This is a genomic window from Rathayibacter sp. AY1A3, from assembly GCF_002930975.1.
Classification (GTDB): domain Bacteria; phylum Actinomycetota; class Actinomycetes; order Actinomycetales; family Microbacteriaceae; genus Rathayibacter.
Genome location: NZ_PSTO01000018.1, coordinates 57649 through 74266, shown reverse-complemented (window position 1 = coordinate 74266; position 16618 = coordinate 57649). Strand labels below are relative to the sequence as shown.

Genomic DNA, 16618 nt, shown 5'->3' with positions numbered 1-16618 from the left:
GGGGAGAGGCGGGCGGGCCGCTCGGCCGCACGGGAGACCGCGATGCCGTCGAGGACGGCGAGGAGCAGCGCGGCGTCGTCGGCGCCGAACGACGCCGCGGGATGCGCGGCGCGCAGGAGCTCCAGGACGACGTCCTCCGTGCGCGACCAGCCTGCGGTGTGGATCGCGCGGATCTCCGGATCGGTGCCGGCGCGGGAGGCGAAGGCGGTCCACACGATCGCGTCGGGGACGTCCTCGTCCGCGACGCACGCGATCTCGTCGCAGAAGACGCGCAGCCGCACCTCGGCCGAGGGTTCGGCCTCCAGGCGGCTCCGCATCCGCTCGCGGAAGCGCTCCTCGACCCGGGCCATCGCGCCGGCCAGCAGCGCCTGCTTCGTCGGGAAGTGGTGCTGGACGGCCCCCACTGAGACGCCGGCCTCGGCCGCGACGGTGCGGATGCTGAGGTGCTCCGCCCCGCGGGTCGAGAGGACGACGACGACCGCCGAGAGGATGTCGCTCCTGCTCTCGCGCCGATCCGGCATGGCGTCCCTCTCGTTCGACTGCTCGAGCAGGCTACGCTCTCGGACATGACCAATACGACCGTATTGCCGCCCCGTGCCGAAGCCGGCCGCCGCATCGCGACCCTGGACGTCGTCCGCGGTGTCGCGATCATCGGGACCCTCGGCACGAACATCTGGATCTTCTCCCACCCCTGGGGGATGCTCGGACTGCTCTCCGTCCCGGTGACGCCGGAGACCTCCTCCTCCGCCGGGACTGCGCAGCTCCTGCTGATGGCGCTGGCGCAGGGCAAGTTCCTCGCCCTCCTCTCCCTCGCCTTCGGGGTGGGCCTCGCGATCCAGCACGCGTCCGCGGTCCGGCGCGGGACGCGCTGGCCGGGCCGCTACCTCTGGCGCGCGACGCTCCTCCTCCTGGACGGCGCGGTCAACTACGTGCTGATCGCGGAGTTCGACGTCCTCATGGGATACGCCGTCACCGGAGCGGTCGTCGCCTGGCTGCTGCTCACCCGGCCGACGACGCAGCGCCGCGTGATCCTCGTCTGCGGCGCTCTGCACGTCGTCCTGATCTCGGCGCTCGTGGCGCTCGTGGCGGCGAGCCCGGACGGTGCCGGACAGGGGCCGACCGGTCGGAGCCCCTACGCGGACGCGTCGTTCCTCGGCCTCGCCCTCTTCCGGCTGCAGAACGCGGGCGTCTTCCGTGCGGAGCCGGTGCTCATCGGGCTCCTCAGCCTCGCGATGTTCCTCCTCGGCGCGCGCCTCCATCGGGCGGGGGTCCTCGCCGCCGAGGGCGCGTCACTCCGCCGCCGCCTGATGGTCCTCGGCGCCCTCGCCCTCCCCGTCGACCTCGCGCTGGGCGTCGGGGGGAGCGCCGCCGGTCTGCTCGCCGAGCGCTACCTCGTCGCGCCCCTGGTCGGGCTCGGCCTGCTCGCGGCCCTCGCCGAGGCCTGCCTCCGCCGGGGCGCCGAGGGCTGGGCGGCACGCCGGGCGCGGGAGGTCGGCCGGGTCGCCCTGAGCGCCTACCTCCTGCAGAACCTGCTCGGCGGCGCCCTCTTCTACGGCTGGGGACTCGGGCTGGCGGTGACCGCCGCGCAGTGGCGCGTCCCGGCGACCGTCGGAGCGTTCCTGCTCATCGCGGCGGTCGTCGTGCTCGCGGCGCACCTGTGGCTGCGCCGGTTCGAGCTCGGTCCGGTGGAGTGGCTCTGGAAGCGGGGCGAGCGGATCGGTGTCCGCGCGCCCCGCTGACCGGAGGGGGACCTACGCGAGGAGCTCCGCGGCGCCGGTGCGCAGGGCGGCGAGGCGGGACGAGACGGCCGACCGGCGGGCGTCGGCGTCGGAGTCGTGCGACCAGGCGTCGAGGTAGAGCTTGACCTTCGGCTCCGTGCCGCTCGGGCGCGCGATGAGACGGGCACCGTCCAGGGAGAAGCGGAGCGCGTCGGTCGGGGGCAGCGCGCCGCCCTCGGCGAGCAGGTCCTCGCTCCGCTCGACGGCGAGCCCGCCGATCGCGGTCGGAGGCGTCGCGCGCAGTCCGGCCATGATCCGGCCGATCTCGGAGAGGTCGGTGACGCGGAGCGAGATCTGCTCCGATCCGAAGAGCCCGAACCGCTCGGCGAACGACTCCAGCTCGTCGTCGATCGTGCGCTCCTCGGCGGCGAGCGCGCTCGCGAGGGAGAGGAAGGCGAGCGCGGCCGAGACGCCGTCCTTGTCGCGGACGGTCCCGGGGTTCACCAGGTAGCCGAGCGCCTCCTCGTAGCCGAAGACGAGGTCGGGGACGCGCGAGATCCACTTGAAGCCCGTGAGCGTCTCGGCGAAGTCGAGGCCGTAGTCGGCCGCCACGGCACCGAGGGCGGGGGAGGACACGATCGAGCAGGCGAGCGCTCCTCCGGTGCGGCCCTCGCGGCGGGCCTGCTCGGCGGCGCGCCAGCCGAGCAGCGCTCCGACCTCGTTGCCGGTGAGGCGCCGGAAGCCCTCCGGGGCGGAGGCGTCGGGCACGGCGGCGGCGAAGCGGTCGGCGTCCGGGTCGTTCGCCACGATCAGCTGCGCGCGACCGGAGCGCGCGGTCGAGAAGGCGAGGTCGAGGGCGCCCGCCTCCTCCGGGTTCGGGAACGCGACCGTGGGGAACGCCGCGTCGGGCTCGATCTGCTCGACCACGACGGCCGGCTCGTCGAATCCCGCCGCGGAGAGCACCCGGTGCGCCGTCTCCCAGCCGACCCCGTGCATCGCCGTGTAGACGACGCGCAGCGGAGCGGACTGGCGGCCGACGGCGGCCGTCGCCTCGATGTAGGCGGCGACCACGGACTCGTCCGCGAGCCGGTACTCGCCGCGCGGCAGCTCCGGAACGCGCCGGTCCCGCGCGACCGCGAGGATCCGCTCGGCGATCTCGGAGTCGACCGGCGGCACGATCTGCGAGCCCTCGTCGGCGCCGCCGAGGTACACCTTGTAGCCGTTGTCCTGCGGCGGGTTGTGGCTCGCCGTGACCATCACTCCGGCGTCGGCGCCGAGGTGGCGCACGGCGAAGGCCAGCACGGGGGTGGGCAGGAGCCGGGGCAGCAGCACCGCGTCCACGCCGGCGCCCGCCATCAGCGCGGCGGAGTCCTCGGCGAAGACGCGCGAGTTCTTCCGGCCGTCGTAGCCGATCACGACCACGGGCCGCTGGACGCCCTGCGCCAGCAGGAAGTCGGCCAGGCCCACGGCGGCCTGCGAGACCAGCACGCGGTTCATCCGGTTGGATCCCGCCGCGATGGCGCCGCGCAGGCCCGCGGTGCCGAACGCCAGGCGGGCGCCGAAGCGGTCCTCGAGCTCGGCGCGGGCGGAGGCGTCGCCCGAGTCGGAGGCGGTCAGCAGGCCGACCAGCTCCTCCCGCGTCTCCGGGTCGGGGTCCTGGGCGAGCCAGGCCTCGGCGAGCTCCCGGACGTCGGCGCTCACAGGGCGCCCGTGATCCCGGCGAGCAGGCGGGCGAGGTCGTCCTCGGCGTCGCGGCCGGCCTCGAGCACCTCCTCGTGGCTGAGGGGGGTCTTCTGGATGCCGGCGGCGAGGTTCGTGATGAGCGACATGCCCAGCACCTCCATGCCCGCCTCGCGCGCGGCGATGGCCTCGAGGGCGGTCGACATGCCGACGATGTGGCCGCCGATGATCCTCGCCATCTGCACCTCGGCCGGACTCTCGTAGTGCGGCCCGCGGAACTGCACGTACACGCCCTCGTCCAGCTCCGGACGCGTCCCCCGGGCGAGGTCGCGCAGGCGCGAGGAGTAGAGGTCGGTGAGGTCGACGAAGGTCGCGCCCTCGAGCGGCGAGTCGGCGGTGAGGTTGATGTGGTCGCTGATCAGCACGGGGGTTCCGGGCGTCCAGTGCTCCTTGATGCCGCCCGCGCCGTTGGTGAGGATCATCACCGTCGCGCCCGTCGCGGCGGCGGTGCGGACGCTGTGCGCGACGCGGCGTACGCCGTAGCCCTCGTAGTAGTGGGTGCGGGCGCCGATGATCAGCGCGCGCCTGCCGGTGGGGAGCAGGACGGAGCGCAGGGTGCCGCCGTGCCCGTGCACGGCCGGCTTGGAGAAGCCGAGGATCTCGGTGGCCTCCACCGTCGCGGTCGTCTCGCCGATCGCGTCGGCGGCCTTGCCCCAGCCGCTGCCGAGGGTGAGGGCGATGTCGTGCTTCTCGACCCCTGTCGCCTCGGCGATCTGAGCGGCCGCGCGGGCCGCGATCTCGAAGGGATCGGCGTCGGGGGCGTCGAGCGGGTGCAGGGTCTGGTCGGACATCCTCCCACCCTACCGACGGGTTGCGCGGCGGCGGAGGGCGACTCCCGCGGCCGATCCGACACCCCGCGATTGGGCGAACACTCAGTGAGAGAGGACAATGGGAAGCATGGCTTACGAGTTCGAGCGCGCGCAGAGGATCGCTGTACTCGGAGGGGGGCCGGGCGGCTACGAAGCCGCCATCGCGGGAGCGCAGCTCGGCGCCGAGGTCACCCTGGTCGAGCGGGTCGGAGTGGGCGGCTCGGCCGTCATCACCGACGTCGTCCCGTCGAAGTCGCTCATCGCGACGGCGGAGGCCACCAACGCCATCGGCGAGGCCGCCGACCTGGGCGTGCAGTTCTTCACCCGCTCGGAGCTGAACAAGCCGGTGCGCCCGGACGTGGCGGTCAACCTGGCGACGGTGAACAAGCGCCTGCTCGGCCTCGCGCGCCAGCAGTCCGAGGACATGCGCGCGAACCTTGTGCACCACGGCGTGCGCATCGTCCAGGGGGACGGGCGCCTGGACGGCTCGAACGCCCTGATCGTCTCGACGGCGGCCGGTGGCGAGGGCATGGACTTCGACCGCATCGAGGCGGACACGATCGTGGTCTCGGTGGGCGCCAGCCCGCGTGTGCTCCCGACCGCGGCACCCGACGGCGAGCGCATCCTCAGCTGGACCCAGCTCTACAACCTCAAGTCCGTCCCCGAGCACCTGATCGTGGTGGGCTCCGGCGTGACCGGCGCGGAGTTCGCCTCCGCCTACCGTGCGCTCGGCGCCCGCGTGACCCTCATCTCCTCCCGCGACCAGGTGCTGCCCGGCGAGGACGCCGACGCGGCCGCCGTGATCGAGAACGTCTTCAAGCGCAACGGCATGGTCGTGCTCTCGAAGTCGCGCGCCGACCGCGTCGAGCGGACCGAGAAGGGCGTGCAGGCCGTGCTCTCGGACGGACGCGTCGTCGAGGGCTCGCACTGCCTGATGGCCGTCGGCTCAGTGCCGAACACGGGGGGCATCGGCCTCGAGGACGCGGGGGTGCAGCTGACGGAGTCGGGGCACATCCGCGTCAACCGCGTCGCCCGCACCAGCGTCCCCTCGATCTACGCGGCCGGAGACTGCACCACGTTCCTCCCGCTCGCCTCCGTCGCCGCCATGCAGGGCCGCACCGGCGTGTTCCACGCCATGGGCGACGCCGTGAACCCGACCGAGGTGCGCAACGTCGCGGCGAACATCTTCACGCAGCCCGAGATCGCGACCGTCGGGTGGAGCCAGCGCGAGATCGAGGAGGGCATCGCGCAGGGCGAGATCTACAAGCTCCCGCTCGCCGCGAACCCGCGGGCGAAGATGATGGGCATCCGCGACGGCTTCGTGAAGCTGTTCGCGCGCACCGGCTCCGGCACCGTCATCGGAGGCGTCATCGTCGCTCCGAAGGCGAGCGAGCTGATCTTCCCGCTCGCCCTCGCCGTGGAGCACCGCCTGACCGTCGACCAGGTCGCGCGGGCCTTCACCGTCTACCCGAGCCTCACCGGCTCGATCTCGGACGCCGCGCGCGCCATGCACATCGTCACCTGACGCGCCCCTCCGCCGGGCCGCGCGGGGTGCGGCCCTTCATCGGCAGAGCGCGCGACCGGGAATCGCGTGCGGAGCGATTGACGGCAGCGCGACGCGACCCGCTCTGCGGTACCCCCCCCCACGTCGAGGAGCCGACCGCGCCGGACCGCGCGGGGAGCGGCCTTTCATCGGCAGAGCGCGCGACCGGGAATCGCGTGCGAAGCGATTCACGGCAGCGCGACACGACCCGCTCTGCGGTATCCCTCACGTCGAGGAGCCGACCGCGCCGGACCGCGCGGGGAGCGGCCCGGAACAGGCTCAGACGATCTGGAGGAGCACGTGTCCCGCGGGGACGGTCGCTCCGGCCGTCGCGTCGAGGCCCTTCACGACGCCGTCCTTGTGGGCGGTGAGCGGCTGCTCCATCTTCATCGCCTCGAGGACGACGACCAGGTCGCCGGTGACGACCGTGTCGCCCTCGGCGACGGCGACCTTGACGATGGTGGCCTGCATGGGCGAGGCGACGGAGTCGCCCGTGACGGTGCTGACGGAGGAGGAGCCGCGGCGCTTCGGGGAGGCGGCAGCGGCCCCGCGGGCGGGTCCCGAGCCGACCAGGTCGCCGGGGAGCGTGACCTCGACGCGGCGCCCGTCGACCTCGACGACCACGTTCCGGCGGGCCGCCGGCTCGTCGGTCGCTCCGGGCTCGCCGCTCCAGGCCGGGATCGTGTTCTCGAACTCGGTCTCGATCCAGCGGGTGTAGATCGTGAAGGGCGCGCCGCCCTCGGGGGCGAAGGCCGGGTCCTCGACGATCGCGCGGTGGAAGGGGAGGACGGTCGGCAGTCCGGTGACCTCGAACTCGGCGAGGGCGCGGCGCGAGCGCTCCAGCGCCTGCTCGCGGCTGTCGCCGGTGACGATCAGCTTCGCGAGGAGCGAGTCGAAGGAGCCGGAGATCACGTCGCCGGCGACGACGCCGGAGTCGACGCGGACGCCGGGTCCGCCGGGGGCCTTGAAGACGTGCACCGGGCCCGGAGCGGGGAGGAAGCCGCGGCCCGCGTCCTCGCCGTTGATGCGGAACTCGAAGGAGTGGCCGCGGGGCGCCGGGTCGTCGTAGTCGAGCACGCCGCCCTCGGCGAGGCGGAACTGCTCGCGCACGAGGTCGATGCCGGTGATCTCCTCCGACACGGGGTGCTCGACCTGGAGGCGGGTGTTCACCTCGAGGAAGGACACCGTGCCGTCCTTGCCGATCAGGAACTCGCAGGTCCCGGCGCCGAGGTAGCCGACCTCCTGCAGGATCGCCTTCGAGGCGCGGTAGAGCTCGGTGTTCTGCGCGTCCGTCAGGAACGGCGCGGGCGCCTCCTCGACGAGCTTCTGGTGGCGGCGCTGGAGGGAGCAGTCGCGGGTGGAGACCACGACGACGTTGCCGTGCGCGTCGGCCAGGCACTGGGTCTCGACGTGGCGCGGCTGGTCGAGGTACTTCTCGACGAAGCACTCGCCGCGGCCGAAGGCGGCGACGGCCTCGCGCGTGGCGGAGGCGAACAGCTCCTCGACCTCGTCGCGCTCGCGGGCGACCTTGAGGCCGCGACCGCCGCCGCCGAAGGCCGCCTTGATCGCGACGGGGAGGCCGTACTGGTCCACGAACTCGAGCACCTCGGCGGCACCGGAGACGGGGTTGAGGGTTCCCGGGGCGAGCGGCGCGCCGACCTTCTCGGCGACGTGGCGGGCCGAGACCTTGTCGCCGAGGCGCTCGATGGCCTCGGGGCCGGGGCCGATCCAGATCAGGCCGGCGTCGATGACGGCGCGGGCGAAGTCGGCGTTCTCGGCGAGGAAGCCGTAGCCGGGGTGCACGGCGTCGGCACCGGAGCGGCGGGCCACCGAGAGCAGCTTGTCGATGACGAGGTAGGTCTCGGCGCTGGTCGTCCCGCCGAGGGCGTAGGCCTCGTCGGCGAGGCGGCTGTGCACGGCGTCGCGGTCCTGGTCGGCGTAGACGGCCACGGAGGCGATCCCGCTGTCGCGGGCGGCGCGGATGACTCGGACGGCGATCTCGCCCCGGTTGGCGACGAGCACCTTCGTAATCTTCGGCATGGTCCCCAACCCTAGGGGGCGGCTCCGCCCGGCCCGGCGCGGCTCACCACAAAGAAGCGGAGGGCCTTCGTCGGTTCCTCACAAGGGCGGGACGGGCCTCAGCGGTTCCAGAGCGCGGTCCAGTCGACGCTGAGGCTCCGCACCAGAGTGCGGAGGGTCGGCACCGACATCCCGATCACCGTCGAGGGGTCGCCCTCGATCGCGGTGATGAAGCCGGCGCCGCGGCCGTCGATGGTGAAGGCGCCGGCCACCTCGAGGGGCTCGCCGGTGGCGACGTAGGCGTCGATCTCGGCGTCGTCGATGTCATCGGCGAACGTGACGGCGGCGGAGGTGACCGCTCCGGCCTCGGCGACGATCCTCCCGCCGCGGTGGTCGACGAGCCAGTGGCCGGAGTGGAGGCGGCCGGTGCGACCGCGCTGGGCGCGCCAGCGCTCCCGGGCCCGCTCCGGCTCGTGCGGCTTGCCGTGGACGACCCCGTCGAGGACGAACGCGGAGTCGCCGCCGAGCACCAGACCGTCGATGTCCGGGCGCAGGACGGCGTGCGCCTTGGCGCGGGCGAGCAGCGAGACGGTGGCGTCCGCGTCCAGCGCCGCGCCCCGCTCCTGCTCGGCCCGGGCGACGGCCGCGGGCTCGTCCACCTCGGAGGGGACGACGACGGGCTCGATCCCGGAGGCCCGCAGCAGCGCGAGGCGCGCGGGGGAGGTGGAGGCGAGGTAGAGGCGCACGAGGGCTCCCTGCGGCCGGGCCCACGCTGTGGGATGCTCGACGGATGGCACAGACCCCGTCCCGAGCATCCGCCCGCCCCGACGGGGCCGACGACGCACTCGGGACCGAGATCGAGCTCGACATTAGCAACGTCGCCCACGGCGGCGTGTTCGTCGCCCGGCACGAGGGCCGCGTCGTCTTCGTCCCGGACGTCCTCCCCGGCGAGCGCGTGCGGGCGCGGATCAGCGAGGTCCGGCACGAGAGTTTCTGGCGTGCCGAGGCGCTCGAGGTGCTCGAGGCGTCCGAGCACCGGGTGGAGCACGTCTGGCCCGAGGCCGCCCTCGACCGCCGCCCGGAGGAGCGCGTCGGCGGCGCCGAGCTCGGCCACGCCGACCTGGCCTACCAGCGCGAGCTGAAGCGCCTCGTGCTCGTCGACTCCTTCTCCCGCTTCGCCCGTCGCGAGATCGAGGTGGAGGTCGCGCCGATCGGCGGGGACGACGCGTCCGGCGGCCTCGGCTGGCGCACGCGGAACCGCCTCCACGTCGACGACGACGGACGGGTCGGCCCCTACGCGGCACGCAGCCACCACGTCGTCACCGTGGAGTCGCTGCCCCTCGCGACCGCCGATTCCTCCCTGGCCGCACCGCTCGGCGAGCGCCTCGCTCCCGGCTCGGTGGTCGACCTCGTCGACGCGGCCGGGTCCGAGGGAGCCGCGGTGCTCGTGCACGACCCCTCCGACAAGCGCGCCCGCCGCGACCGCACGGTGGTGAGCGAGTTCGTCGCCGACCGCACCTTCCGGGTCGACCGCACCGGCTTCTGGCAGGTGCACCGCGGAGCCGCCGCCGCGCTCTTCGAGGCCGTGCAGGCCGCCGTCGACGCGGACGCGGCGGACCCGTCGGCCGCCAACCACGACCTCTACGGCGGGGTGGGCCTGCTCGCCGCGGCGCTGGCCGACCGCCTCGGCGCCGGAGTGCGCGTGACCAGCGTCGAGAGCGACTCCCGCGCCACCGAGCACGCGCTCGAGAACCTGGCCGACCAGGTCGGCGCCCGCGCGGTGACCGCCCGCGTCGACCGCTACCTCCGCGACGTCGTCGCCCAGGCCGATGCGCGCGAGCGGGCGCGGTGGCGCGCGGCGACCGTGGTCCTCGACCCGCCGCGCTCGGGCGCCGGCCGAGCGGTCACCGACGCTCTGGCGGAGCTGCGGCCGGCGCAGCTCGTCTACGTCGCCTGCGACCCGGTCGCGCTCGCCCGCGACGTGGGCGCCCTGACCGGGACGGGCTACGAGCTGGAGCGCCTCGAGGGCTTCGACCTCTTCCCGCACACCTCCCACGTGGAGGCCGTTGCGCGACTGGTCCGCCGAGAGGACTGACCGCGGGCCCGCGTCTGCGTACCATGGGCGGGATGGAGCCCCACGTCGACGCAGCCGAGGCCCCGCGCGTGCGCGTGGCGATCGTGGACGACCACGAGTCGGTGCGCCTGGGCGTGGCCGCCGCCGTCGAGAGCGCGGGGATGCAGGTGGTCGCCGCCGCCGAGACCGTCCAGGCCCTCGAGAGCACGATCGGCGGCGCGGAGATCGAGGTGCTCGTCCTCGACCTGTCCCTGAACGACGGCTCGAGCATCACCAGCAACGTCAAGTGGGGGCAGGTGCGCGGCTCCGCCGTCCTCGTCCACAGCATCGCGGACCGCGTCGTGGCCGTGCGGGAGGCGCTCGCCGCGGGAGCGGCCGGCGTCATCCCGAAGTCCTCGCCCATGTCGACGGTCGTCGCCGCCATCCGCACGGTCGCCCGCGGCGAGGTCCTCAACAATCTGGAGTGGGCCTCGGCCATCGACGCCGACGACGACTTCGCGCGGGCCGTGCTCGGCCGTCGCGAGCGCGACGTCCTGCACCTCTACGCCTCGGGGCTGCCGCTGAAGCTGGTGGCCGAGCGGCTGCAGATCTCGGTGTCGACGGCGAAGGAGTACCTCGACCGGATCCGCGACAAGTACGTCGAGATCGGCCGTCCCGCCCCGACGAAGGTCGATCTGCTGCGGCGCGCGGTGGAGGACGGCATCCTGCCGGGCATCGACCCGGACGACGGCGATGGCGGGCGCTGAGGCGCCGATCGCCCGCCGCAACGCCGGGCGCGAGCGCATCGACCGGATCATCAGCACGGTCGTGTCGTTCTTCGGCTTCGGCTTCGGCGTGCAGACCGTCCCGCCGATCCTCGCGCAGCTGCCCCTCCTGCGCCCCGAGGTGGCCTGGCCGGTGCTGGTGCTGGTCTTCGGATCGCTCACCGCCGCCGTGGTCACCGCCGTGCTGCGGCGGGGCACGCGGATCACGGCGGTCCTGGTCGCCGTCGGTGTCCTCATCGCCCTCCTGACCTGGCCGGCCGCCGTCTCCGCCGGGGGCGCGGACCGCGAGACCCCGTGGATCTGGTACCTGCTGACCATCGGCACCGCCTTCTGCACGATCGCGGCTCCCCTCCGGATCGCGATCGCGTACGTGTCGGTGACGACCGTGCTGTTCGGGCTGCTGCGCGTCCTCCCCTCCGGCGGCGGGGCGGAGCCGACCCGCGCGATCCTCGACGCCGCCTACGTGGGCATCGTCGGCTTCGTGATGCTGGTGCTGATCACCGTGCTCCGGCAGTCGGCCGACCAGATCGATCGCGCGCAGACGACGGCCATGGAGCAGTACGAGGCGGCGATGCGCCAGCACGCCGGCGAGGTGGAGCGGGTCGAGGTCGACGCCCTGGTGCACGACAACGTGCTCGCGACGCTGCTCTCCGCCGCCTCCGCCGAGTCGCCGGCCGAGCGTGCGCTGGTCTCCTCGATGGCGCAGCGCACCCTCGCCGTGCTGCTGCCCGACCACGAGCCGGAGCCGCCCGAGGGGCTGGTCCCGCTCGAGCTCCTGCAGCGCCAGCTCGCCCACGCGGCGTCCACCTTCGGGACCGAGATCGCGGTCGCGACGGCCGAGGGAGTGGATCCGCGCGCGACGACGCTGCCGCGCCCGGTGGCCGAGGCGCTGCTCGGCGCGGTCTGGCAGGCGCTCGCCAACAGCGTCCAGCACGCGGGTCCGAGCGGCAGCGTCCACCGCGCCGTGCACGGGCTGCTGGGCGACGGCGCGGTGGAGGTCGTGGTGGAGGACGACGGCCGCGGCTTCCGGCTCGCCGACGTCCCGCGCGAGCGGCTGGGCATCCGGCTCTCCATCCTCGAGCGGGTGCACAACGCGCGGGGTTCGGCGCGGGTCGACTCGACTCCGGGCGAGGGCACCCGAGTCCTCCTCTCCTGGCGGGCGGACGCGGGAGGAGGGCCGTGATCGCCTACCCGCGCCCCCTGCTCCAGGCGCTCGGCGCCGGCTTCTCGCTGTACCACGTGGTGCTCGCCTTCTTCTCCTTCCGCATCTCCCCGGCCACGCCGGCCGACCTCGTCGCGGTCGCGCTGTACGTCGCGGCGACCGTCGTCGCCCTCTGGCCGGGAGCGACGACCCGGCTCGCCCTGCCCGTCGCGGTCGGGATGACTGCGGTCGCCGTCGCGCTGCCGCTGCTGGTCGCGCCCTCGCTCGATCCGGGTGCCTCCAACGGCTACTCCACCTGGTACATCGCCGCGGTCGGCACCCTCATGACGATCGTGTGCGCCCGCCGGCGCGCGGCCTGCGCCTGGGTCGGCGTCGGCTTCCTGATCGTGCACACCGTGTTCTGGGCCGGCCCGGCCGCGCTGGCCACTCTCGGCGTCGTCGGGGGGATCGCCTGGGTCGCGATCGCGCAGCTGCTCATCGTCGAGCTCGGGCGCGCGGGCTCCGAGGCGCGCGTGCTCGAGGCGGCCGAGCGCGCGGCCGCGTCGTGGCGGGCCGCGGAGGAGGCGCACCTCACGGAGCGCGAGGTCCGGCTGGAGCAGACCCGTGCCCTCGCCGCCGACATGCTGCTGCGCATCGCCGAGCCGGGACCGGGCCTCACCGACGAGGAGCGGCGCGAGTGCCGGCTGCTCGAGGCGGCCGTGCGCGACGAGATCCGCGGCCGGCGGCTGCTGGACGACGAGGTGCGTCGTCTCGTGCTCGACGCGCGGCGGCGGGGCGTGACCGTGTCGGTGCTCGACGACGGCGGCCTCGACCGCACCTCCGAGGGCGAGAGCCGCCGGGTGCTGGGGGAGCTCGCCCAAGCTCTGAGCGGGATCCGCGAGGAGGTCGACCGCGTGGTGGTGCGCACTGCTTCGGCCGACTCGGCCTCGGCGGTCACAGTCGTGGGCCTGCGGACGGCCGGCGACGGCAGCGCGGGCGCCCTCGGCTCCGACGACGCGGGTGACGAGGTCGACGCCTGGGTCGAGATCCGGCGCGACGACGTCGGCGGACGGGACGTCTGAGCGGCGGAGCGCGCTCGGGACGGCGCGGCCGTCCCCATGCGCAGCGACCGGTGGCGACCCGGCCCGGAGGGCGTGCGGATGTCGGATCGGTGCCGCGGGCGGGACGCTCCGGCTCTCAGCACGGCTCAGGTCTCGGCGCGCCCGAACTCTCGGAGCGGACCGATCGTCGGCGCGGCACGAGCGTGAGCAGAGCCGTCGTGAGCAGTGCCCGTCGAGCGCACAGCGCGTGATGAGAAGAGCCCGTTAACGGAGTGCGGCGGGCCGTCCACTCCTCCGAAGAGGGGGCCCGGCCCGCCGTCAAACCCCGAGTGAGGGTAACAACCCGAATATTACCCTCACTCGCCCCCAACACACCCGCCTGCTTACCCTGGTCGGCGAGTGATTGGCGGTGCCCCTTCCGAAGGAGGAGCACCGTACGTCCACTAGTGTGCTCGCTCCGCCAGGAGGCGCATAGTCAGCACTTTAGGGGACTAATCGGGGGACAAATTTCACGTTCCGCGTCGCGGATCGCTCGTTCCCCGACGGGCTGCGTCTGCGAGTCCGCTCAGCCGGAGAAGGAGCGCCACGCTCCGGGTGCCGGCCGGAGCGGCCTGCGGACCGCCGCGGCGCGGTCGTTCCAGCCCCCGCTGAGCTCCTGCGGGGTCTCCGGCTCGGCCTCGGTGCGCGAGGTCAGTGCGGTGACGACGGCCGTGACGGCGGCGATCTCGGCGGCGTCGAGGCCGGGGGTGGAGATGACGACGGCGGGTGCGGAGTCGGAGGCGGTCATCCCGTGACGCTATCGCATGCCGTTCACGGCGCCGGTCGGCGGGGCATGGCTATGCTGACGCCGGATGCCGCCGGAGCGTCGTCCGTCCGTTGCGAACAGGAGCGTCCCCGCATGCCGACGTGGTTCCCGAGGAGCGGTGCCGCGGCGCTGCGCCCCCTGCGTCTGCTGGTCCGGAGGTCGCCCGCGGCCGTCTCGGTCGTCCTGGTCCTCCTGGCCGCGAGCGCGATCACGGGGACGCTCGTCGCCCCCGCAGGAGCCGAGACGACGTCCTGGTGGGCGGCGGGCCCGATGACGACCCTCGACGGCCGTCCGTGGACAGCGGTGACCGCCCTCCTGATCGCGGCGGACCCGCTGCAGCTGCTCCTGGACGTCGTGCTGGTGCTCCCGATGCTCCTCGCCGCGGAGCGCCGCCTCGGCTCGGCCCGCACCCTCCTCGCCTTCCTCGTGACCGGCGCCGTCGGGATCGTCGTCGGGTCCTCCGTGCAGTCGATCGGCGCTCTCGCCGGCGAGTGGTGGGCGGGCGACACCGTCGGCGACCACACCTTCGACCCGCTGATCGGCGCGGTCGGCGCCCTCATCGCCTCGACCGCCTTCATGAGCGCTCTGTGGCGTCGCCGGCTCCGGGTGACCGTCTTCGCCGTCGTGCTGATGTTCGTGCTCTACGCGGGCGACTCCGCCGACGCGTACCGGCTCCTCGCGGGCGGCGCGGGGCTCGTGCTCGGCGCGGTGCTCGCGCGGGGAGCGTCGGGACTGCGTCCGCAGCGTCCGGCCCCGAGCTCGCACCGCGAGTCCCGGGGGCTGCTGGCGGCGGTCGTCGTCGTCACCGCCATCGGTCCGCTCGTCGCCGTCCTCTCGGACTCGGGCTACGGTCCGTTCTCGTTCCTCGGCCGACTGCTGCAGAGCGCCTTCACGGGGACGACGGACCTCGAGGACCCGTGCAGCCGCGCCCTCCGTCACTGCGCGCACCACGTGAAGCTGAGCCTGGTCGCCCCCGGGCCGATCCTGCTGACGTTCGTCCCGCTCCTCCTCCTGCTCGTCGCCGCCTACGGCCTGCGCTCCGGGCGCCGCCTGGGCCTGCTGCTGGCGGTCGGGGTGAACATCGCGATCGCGATCCTGGAGGTCTTCTCCCTCCAGCGCGCCGCCCGTCACCCCGAGTTCCTGTACTACGCCGAGTACCTGCTCTGGGTGGCGACGACGGTGCTGGTGCCGCTGGCCGTCGTGGCGATGCTCGTGATCGGGAGGAGGCACTTCCGCATCCGCGCGCCCCGTGCCGCTGCGAGGCTCTGGACGCGGGTCGTCGCCATCGCCTTCGTCGTGTCCCTCGGCGGCTACCTGGCGCTCTCGGCCGGCGTGCGCACGAGCTTCGAGCCGCTCCTGGGCCTCGGGAGACTCCTCCTGGACGGGCTGCTGCGCTTCGTCCCGGTGAGCTTCCTCGGCGGCGCCGGACTGCTCGCCGTGCCGCGGGAGCCCGTCGCGCGGATCGTCTTCGAGTGGGTCGGCCCGGTGTTCTGGCTCGTGGTCGTCGTCGCGGTGGTCGCCCTGCTCCGGGCCACCGACGTGCAGCGGAACCGCGGCGACGAGGCGCGGTACCGCGCGCTCCTGTCCCTGCACGGCGCCGGCAGCCTCGGCCATCAGGGGACCTGGGAGGGCAACGCGCACTGGATCTCGGCCGACGGGACCGGCGGAGTCGCCTACCGGGTGATCGGCGGCGTGGCGATCACCCTCTCCGACCCGGCCTGCGCTCCCGAGCGGCGGGAGGACGTCGTGGCCGAGTTCGTGCGTTTCTGCGACGAGCGCAGCTGGACGCCCGTCTTCTACAGCATCCACGACGAGCTGCTCCCCGTCTTCGACCGGCTCGGCTGGTCGCGCCTCTCGGTCGGCGAGGAGACGATCATCGAGCTCTCCTCCTTCGAGCTCACCGGCAAGCGGTGGCAGAAGGTGCGCTACCCGCTCACGCGCGGCATCAAGCTGGGCATCGAGGCGCAGTGGACCAGCTGGCCCGAGCTCTCCCTCGGCATGGCCAACCAGATCGTCGACCTGTCGGAGCGCTGGGTCGCCGAGAAGGCGCTGCCCGAGATGGGCTTCACCCTCGGTGGGATCGACGAGGTCCGCGATCCCGACGTCGCCCTCCTGCTCGCGGTCGGACCGGACGGCGTGCTGCAGGGGGTGACGAGCTGGCTGCCCGTGCATCGGGAGGGGCGCGTGGTCGGCTGGACCCTCGACTTCATGCGCCGCTCCGACGACTCGATGCCCGGCATCATGGAGTTCCTCATCGCCTCCGCGGCGCTGCGCGTCAAGGAGGAGGGCGCCGAGTTCCTCTCGCTCTCGGGCGCACCGCTCGCCACCGCACCGGTCGAGGAGGGGGAGGAGCCTCCGGAGCCGACGGTCCTCTCGCGCCTGCTCGAGTTCCTCTCGCGGACGCTCGAGCCGGCCTACGGCTTCACGTCGCTGTTCCGCTTCAAGGCCAAGTTCCACCCGCGCTACGCGGGCCTCTGGATGACCTACCCCGACGCGCTGCAGCTGCCCCGGATCGGAGCCGCGCTGGGTCGCGCCTATCTGCCGGACCTCTCCGCCGCGCAGGCGCTGGCGTTCGCGCGGGTGGTCGGGGCGAAGCCGGAGGAGAAGCCGTCCGAGGCGTCCGCGGCGAAGCCGGATGCTCCGGCCGCCAGGGCAGGCGCTCCTGCGGCGAAGGCGAGTGCTCCGACAGCCGAGCCGGACGGTCCTGGGGTGAAGGCGGGTGGTCCTGCGGTGAAGGCGGGTGCTCCGGCTGCGAGGGCGGATGCCCGGGAAGCGGAGCCCGATTCCGCGACAGGGGAGCCGGGTGCTCCGGCCGCGGAGCCGGCCGCTCCCGTCGTGCGGCCCGATGCTCCCGCGGAGTCCGCTGCCCGACGGACCGGCCCCGGCTCCTCCGACTGATCGTTCCGCCCCTCCGCCCCGTGAGGAGGTGGGCGCAGCGGAACGC

13 protein-coding genes are annotated in these 16618 nt (G+C 73.9%); 7 read left to right on the top strand and 6 right to left on the bottom strand.

Features of this window, described 5'->3' with window-relative positions:
- Positions 1-521 (bottom strand): TetR/AcrR family transcriptional regulator (locus C5C10_RS10305; protein WP_104329178.1); only part of this gene is annotated, 521 nt, incomplete at its 3' end.
- Between the two features lie 45 nt (positions 522-566).
- On the opposite strand from C5C10_RS10305, the gene C5C10_RS10300 reads away from it, so the two are divergent.
- Positions 567-1739 carry a DUF418 domain-containing protein gene (locus C5C10_RS10300; RefSeq protein ID WP_104329177.1) on the top strand — a complete coding sequence of 391 codons (1173 nt, stop codon included), beginning with the start codon at positions 567-569 and terminating at the stop codon, positions 1737-1739.
- Positions 1740-1751: 12 nt separating this feature from the next.
- On the opposite strand, the gene C5C10_RS10295 is transcribed toward C5C10_RS10300, so the two are convergent.
- Together C5C10_RS10295 and C5C10_RS10290 are read right to left on the bottom strand one after the other, a co-directional pair.
- Positions 1752-3419 (bottom strand): phospho-sugar mutase, encoded by a 1668-nt coding sequence (locus C5C10_RS10295; RefSeq protein WP_104329176.1) that lies wholly within the window; start codon positions 3417-3419, stop codon positions 1752-1754.
- Positions 3416-4249: a purine-nucleoside phosphorylase gene (locus C5C10_RS10290; protein WP_104232831.1), complete on the bottom strand. Its 834-nt coding sequence runs from the start codon at positions 4247-4249 to the stop codon at positions 3416-3418. Before C5C10_RS10290 ends, C5C10_RS10295 begins: the two co-directional genes overlap by 4 nt.
- 106 nt (positions 4250-4355) lie before the next feature.
- Here C5C10_RS10290 and C5C10_RS10285 point away from each other — a divergent pair, with 106 nt between their 5' ends.
- Positions 4356-5792 carry an NAD(P)H-quinone dehydrogenase gene (locus C5C10_RS10285; RefSeq protein ID WP_104329175.1) on the top strand — a complete coding sequence of 479 codons (1437 nt, stop codon included), beginning with the start codon at positions 4356-4358 and terminating at the stop codon, positions 5790-5792.
- A gap of 297 nt (positions 5793-6089) precedes the next feature.
- On the opposite strand, the gene C5C10_RS10280 is transcribed toward C5C10_RS10285, so the two are convergent.
- Together C5C10_RS10280 and C5C10_RS10275 are read right to left on the bottom strand one after the other, a co-directional pair.
- The gene (locus tag C5C10_RS10280) at positions 6090-7850 is read right to left on the bottom strand and encodes a biotin carboxylase N-terminal domain-containing protein (RefSeq protein ID WP_104223170.1); all 1761 of its coding nucleotides are present in this window, start codon (positions 7848-7850) and stop codon (positions 6090-6092) included.
- Positions 7851-7948: 98 nt separating this feature from the next.
- The gene (locus C5C10_RS10275; RefSeq protein ID WP_181073441.1) at positions 7949-8575 is read right to left on the bottom strand and encodes a nucleoside triphosphate pyrophosphatase; all 627 of its coding nucleotides are present in this window, start codon (positions 8573-8575) and stop codon (positions 7949-7951) included.
- A 44-nt stretch (positions 8576-8619) separates the two neighbouring features.
- Here C5C10_RS10275 and C5C10_RS10270 point away from each other — a divergent pair, with 44 nt between their 5' ends.
- Genes C5C10_RS10270 through C5C10_RS10255 form a run of 4 tightly spaced genes read left to right on the top strand, consistent with a single transcriptional unit; the run spans position 8620 to position 12890 of the window.
- Positions 8620-9924, top strand: coding sequence for a class I SAM-dependent RNA methyltransferase (locus C5C10_RS10270; RefSeq protein ID WP_146082154.1), 1305 nt, complete (start codon positions 8620-8622; stop codon positions 9922-9924).
- A gap of 23 nt (positions 9925-9947) precedes the next feature.
- Positions 9948-10649, top strand: a complete 702-nt coding sequence (locus C5C10_RS10265) for a response regulator transcription factor (RefSeq protein WP_104223169.1) — start codon at positions 9948-9950, stop codon at positions 10647-10649.
- The gene (locus tag C5C10_RS10260; protein ID WP_104329173.1) at positions 10636-11850 is read left to right on the top strand and encodes a sensor histidine kinase; all 1215 of its coding nucleotides are present in this window, start codon (positions 10636-10638) and stop codon (positions 11848-11850) included. Before C5C10_RS10265 ends, C5C10_RS10260 begins: the two co-directional genes overlap by 14 nt.
- Entirely contained in the window at positions 11847-12890 is a 1044-nt protein-coding gene (locus C5C10_RS10255; protein ID WP_104329172.1) for a hypothetical protein, read from the top strand. Before C5C10_RS10260 ends, C5C10_RS10255 begins: the two co-directional genes overlap by 4 nt.
- Before the next feature lie 544 nt (positions 12891-13434).
- On the opposite strand, the gene C5C10_RS10250 is transcribed toward C5C10_RS10255, so the two are convergent.
- The gene (locus C5C10_RS10250; protein ID WP_104225462.1) at positions 13435-13656 is read right to left on the bottom strand and encodes an acyl-CoA carboxylase subunit epsilon; all 222 of its coding nucleotides are present in this window, start codon (positions 13654-13656) and stop codon (positions 13435-13437) included.
- A gap of 111 nt (positions 13657-13767) precedes the next feature.
- On the opposite strand from C5C10_RS10250, the gene C5C10_RS10245 reads away from it, so the two are divergent.
- Positions 13768-16572: a bifunctional lysylphosphatidylglycerol flippase/synthetase MprF gene (locus tag C5C10_RS10245; protein WP_181073440.1), complete on the top strand. Its 2805-nt coding sequence runs from the start codon at positions 13768-13770 to the stop codon at positions 16570-16572.
- The last annotated feature ends 46 nt before the right edge of the window (positions 16573-16618 follow it).

What these genes read in the sequence shown, in the direction of transcription:
- C5C10_RS10300 (WP_104329177.1), top strand. Translation starts at nt 567, where the DNA reads ATGACCAATACGACCGTATTGCCGCCCCGTGCCGAAGCCGGCCGCCGC.
- C5C10_RS10290 (WP_104232831.1), bottom strand. Translation starts at nt 4,249, where the DNA reads ATGTCCGACCAGACCCTGCACCCGCTCGACGCCCCCGACGCCGATCCC.
- C5C10_RS10285 (WP_104329175.1), top strand. Translation starts at nt 4,356, where the DNA reads ATGGCTTACGAGTTCGAGCGCGCGCAGAGGATCGCTGTACTCGGAGGG.
- C5C10_RS10280 (WP_104223170.1), bottom strand. Translation starts at nt 7,850, where the DNA reads ATGCCGAAGATTACGAAGGTGCTCGTCGCCAACCGGGGCGAGATCGCC.
- C5C10_RS10270 (WP_146082154.1), top strand. Translation starts at nt 8,620, where the DNA reads ATGGCACAGACCCCGTCCCGAGCATCCGCCCGCCCCGACGGGGCCGAC.
- C5C10_RS10265 (WP_104223169.1), top strand. Translation starts at nt 9,948, where the DNA reads ATGGGCGGGATGGAGCCCCACGTCGACGCAGCCGAGGCCCCGCGCGTG.
- C5C10_RS10260 (WP_104329173.1), top strand. Translation starts at nt 10,636, where the DNA reads ATGGCGGGCGCTGAGGCGCCGATCGCCCGCCGCAACGCCGGGCGCGAG.
- C5C10_RS10250 (WP_104225462.1), bottom strand. Translation starts at nt 13,656, where the DNA reads ATGACCGCCTCCGACTCCGCACCCGCCGTCGTCATCTCCACCCCCGGC.
- C5C10_RS10245 (WP_181073440.1), top strand. Translation starts at nt 13,768, where the DNA reads ATGCCGACGTGGTTCCCGAGGAGCGGTGCCGCGGCGCTGCGCCCCCTG.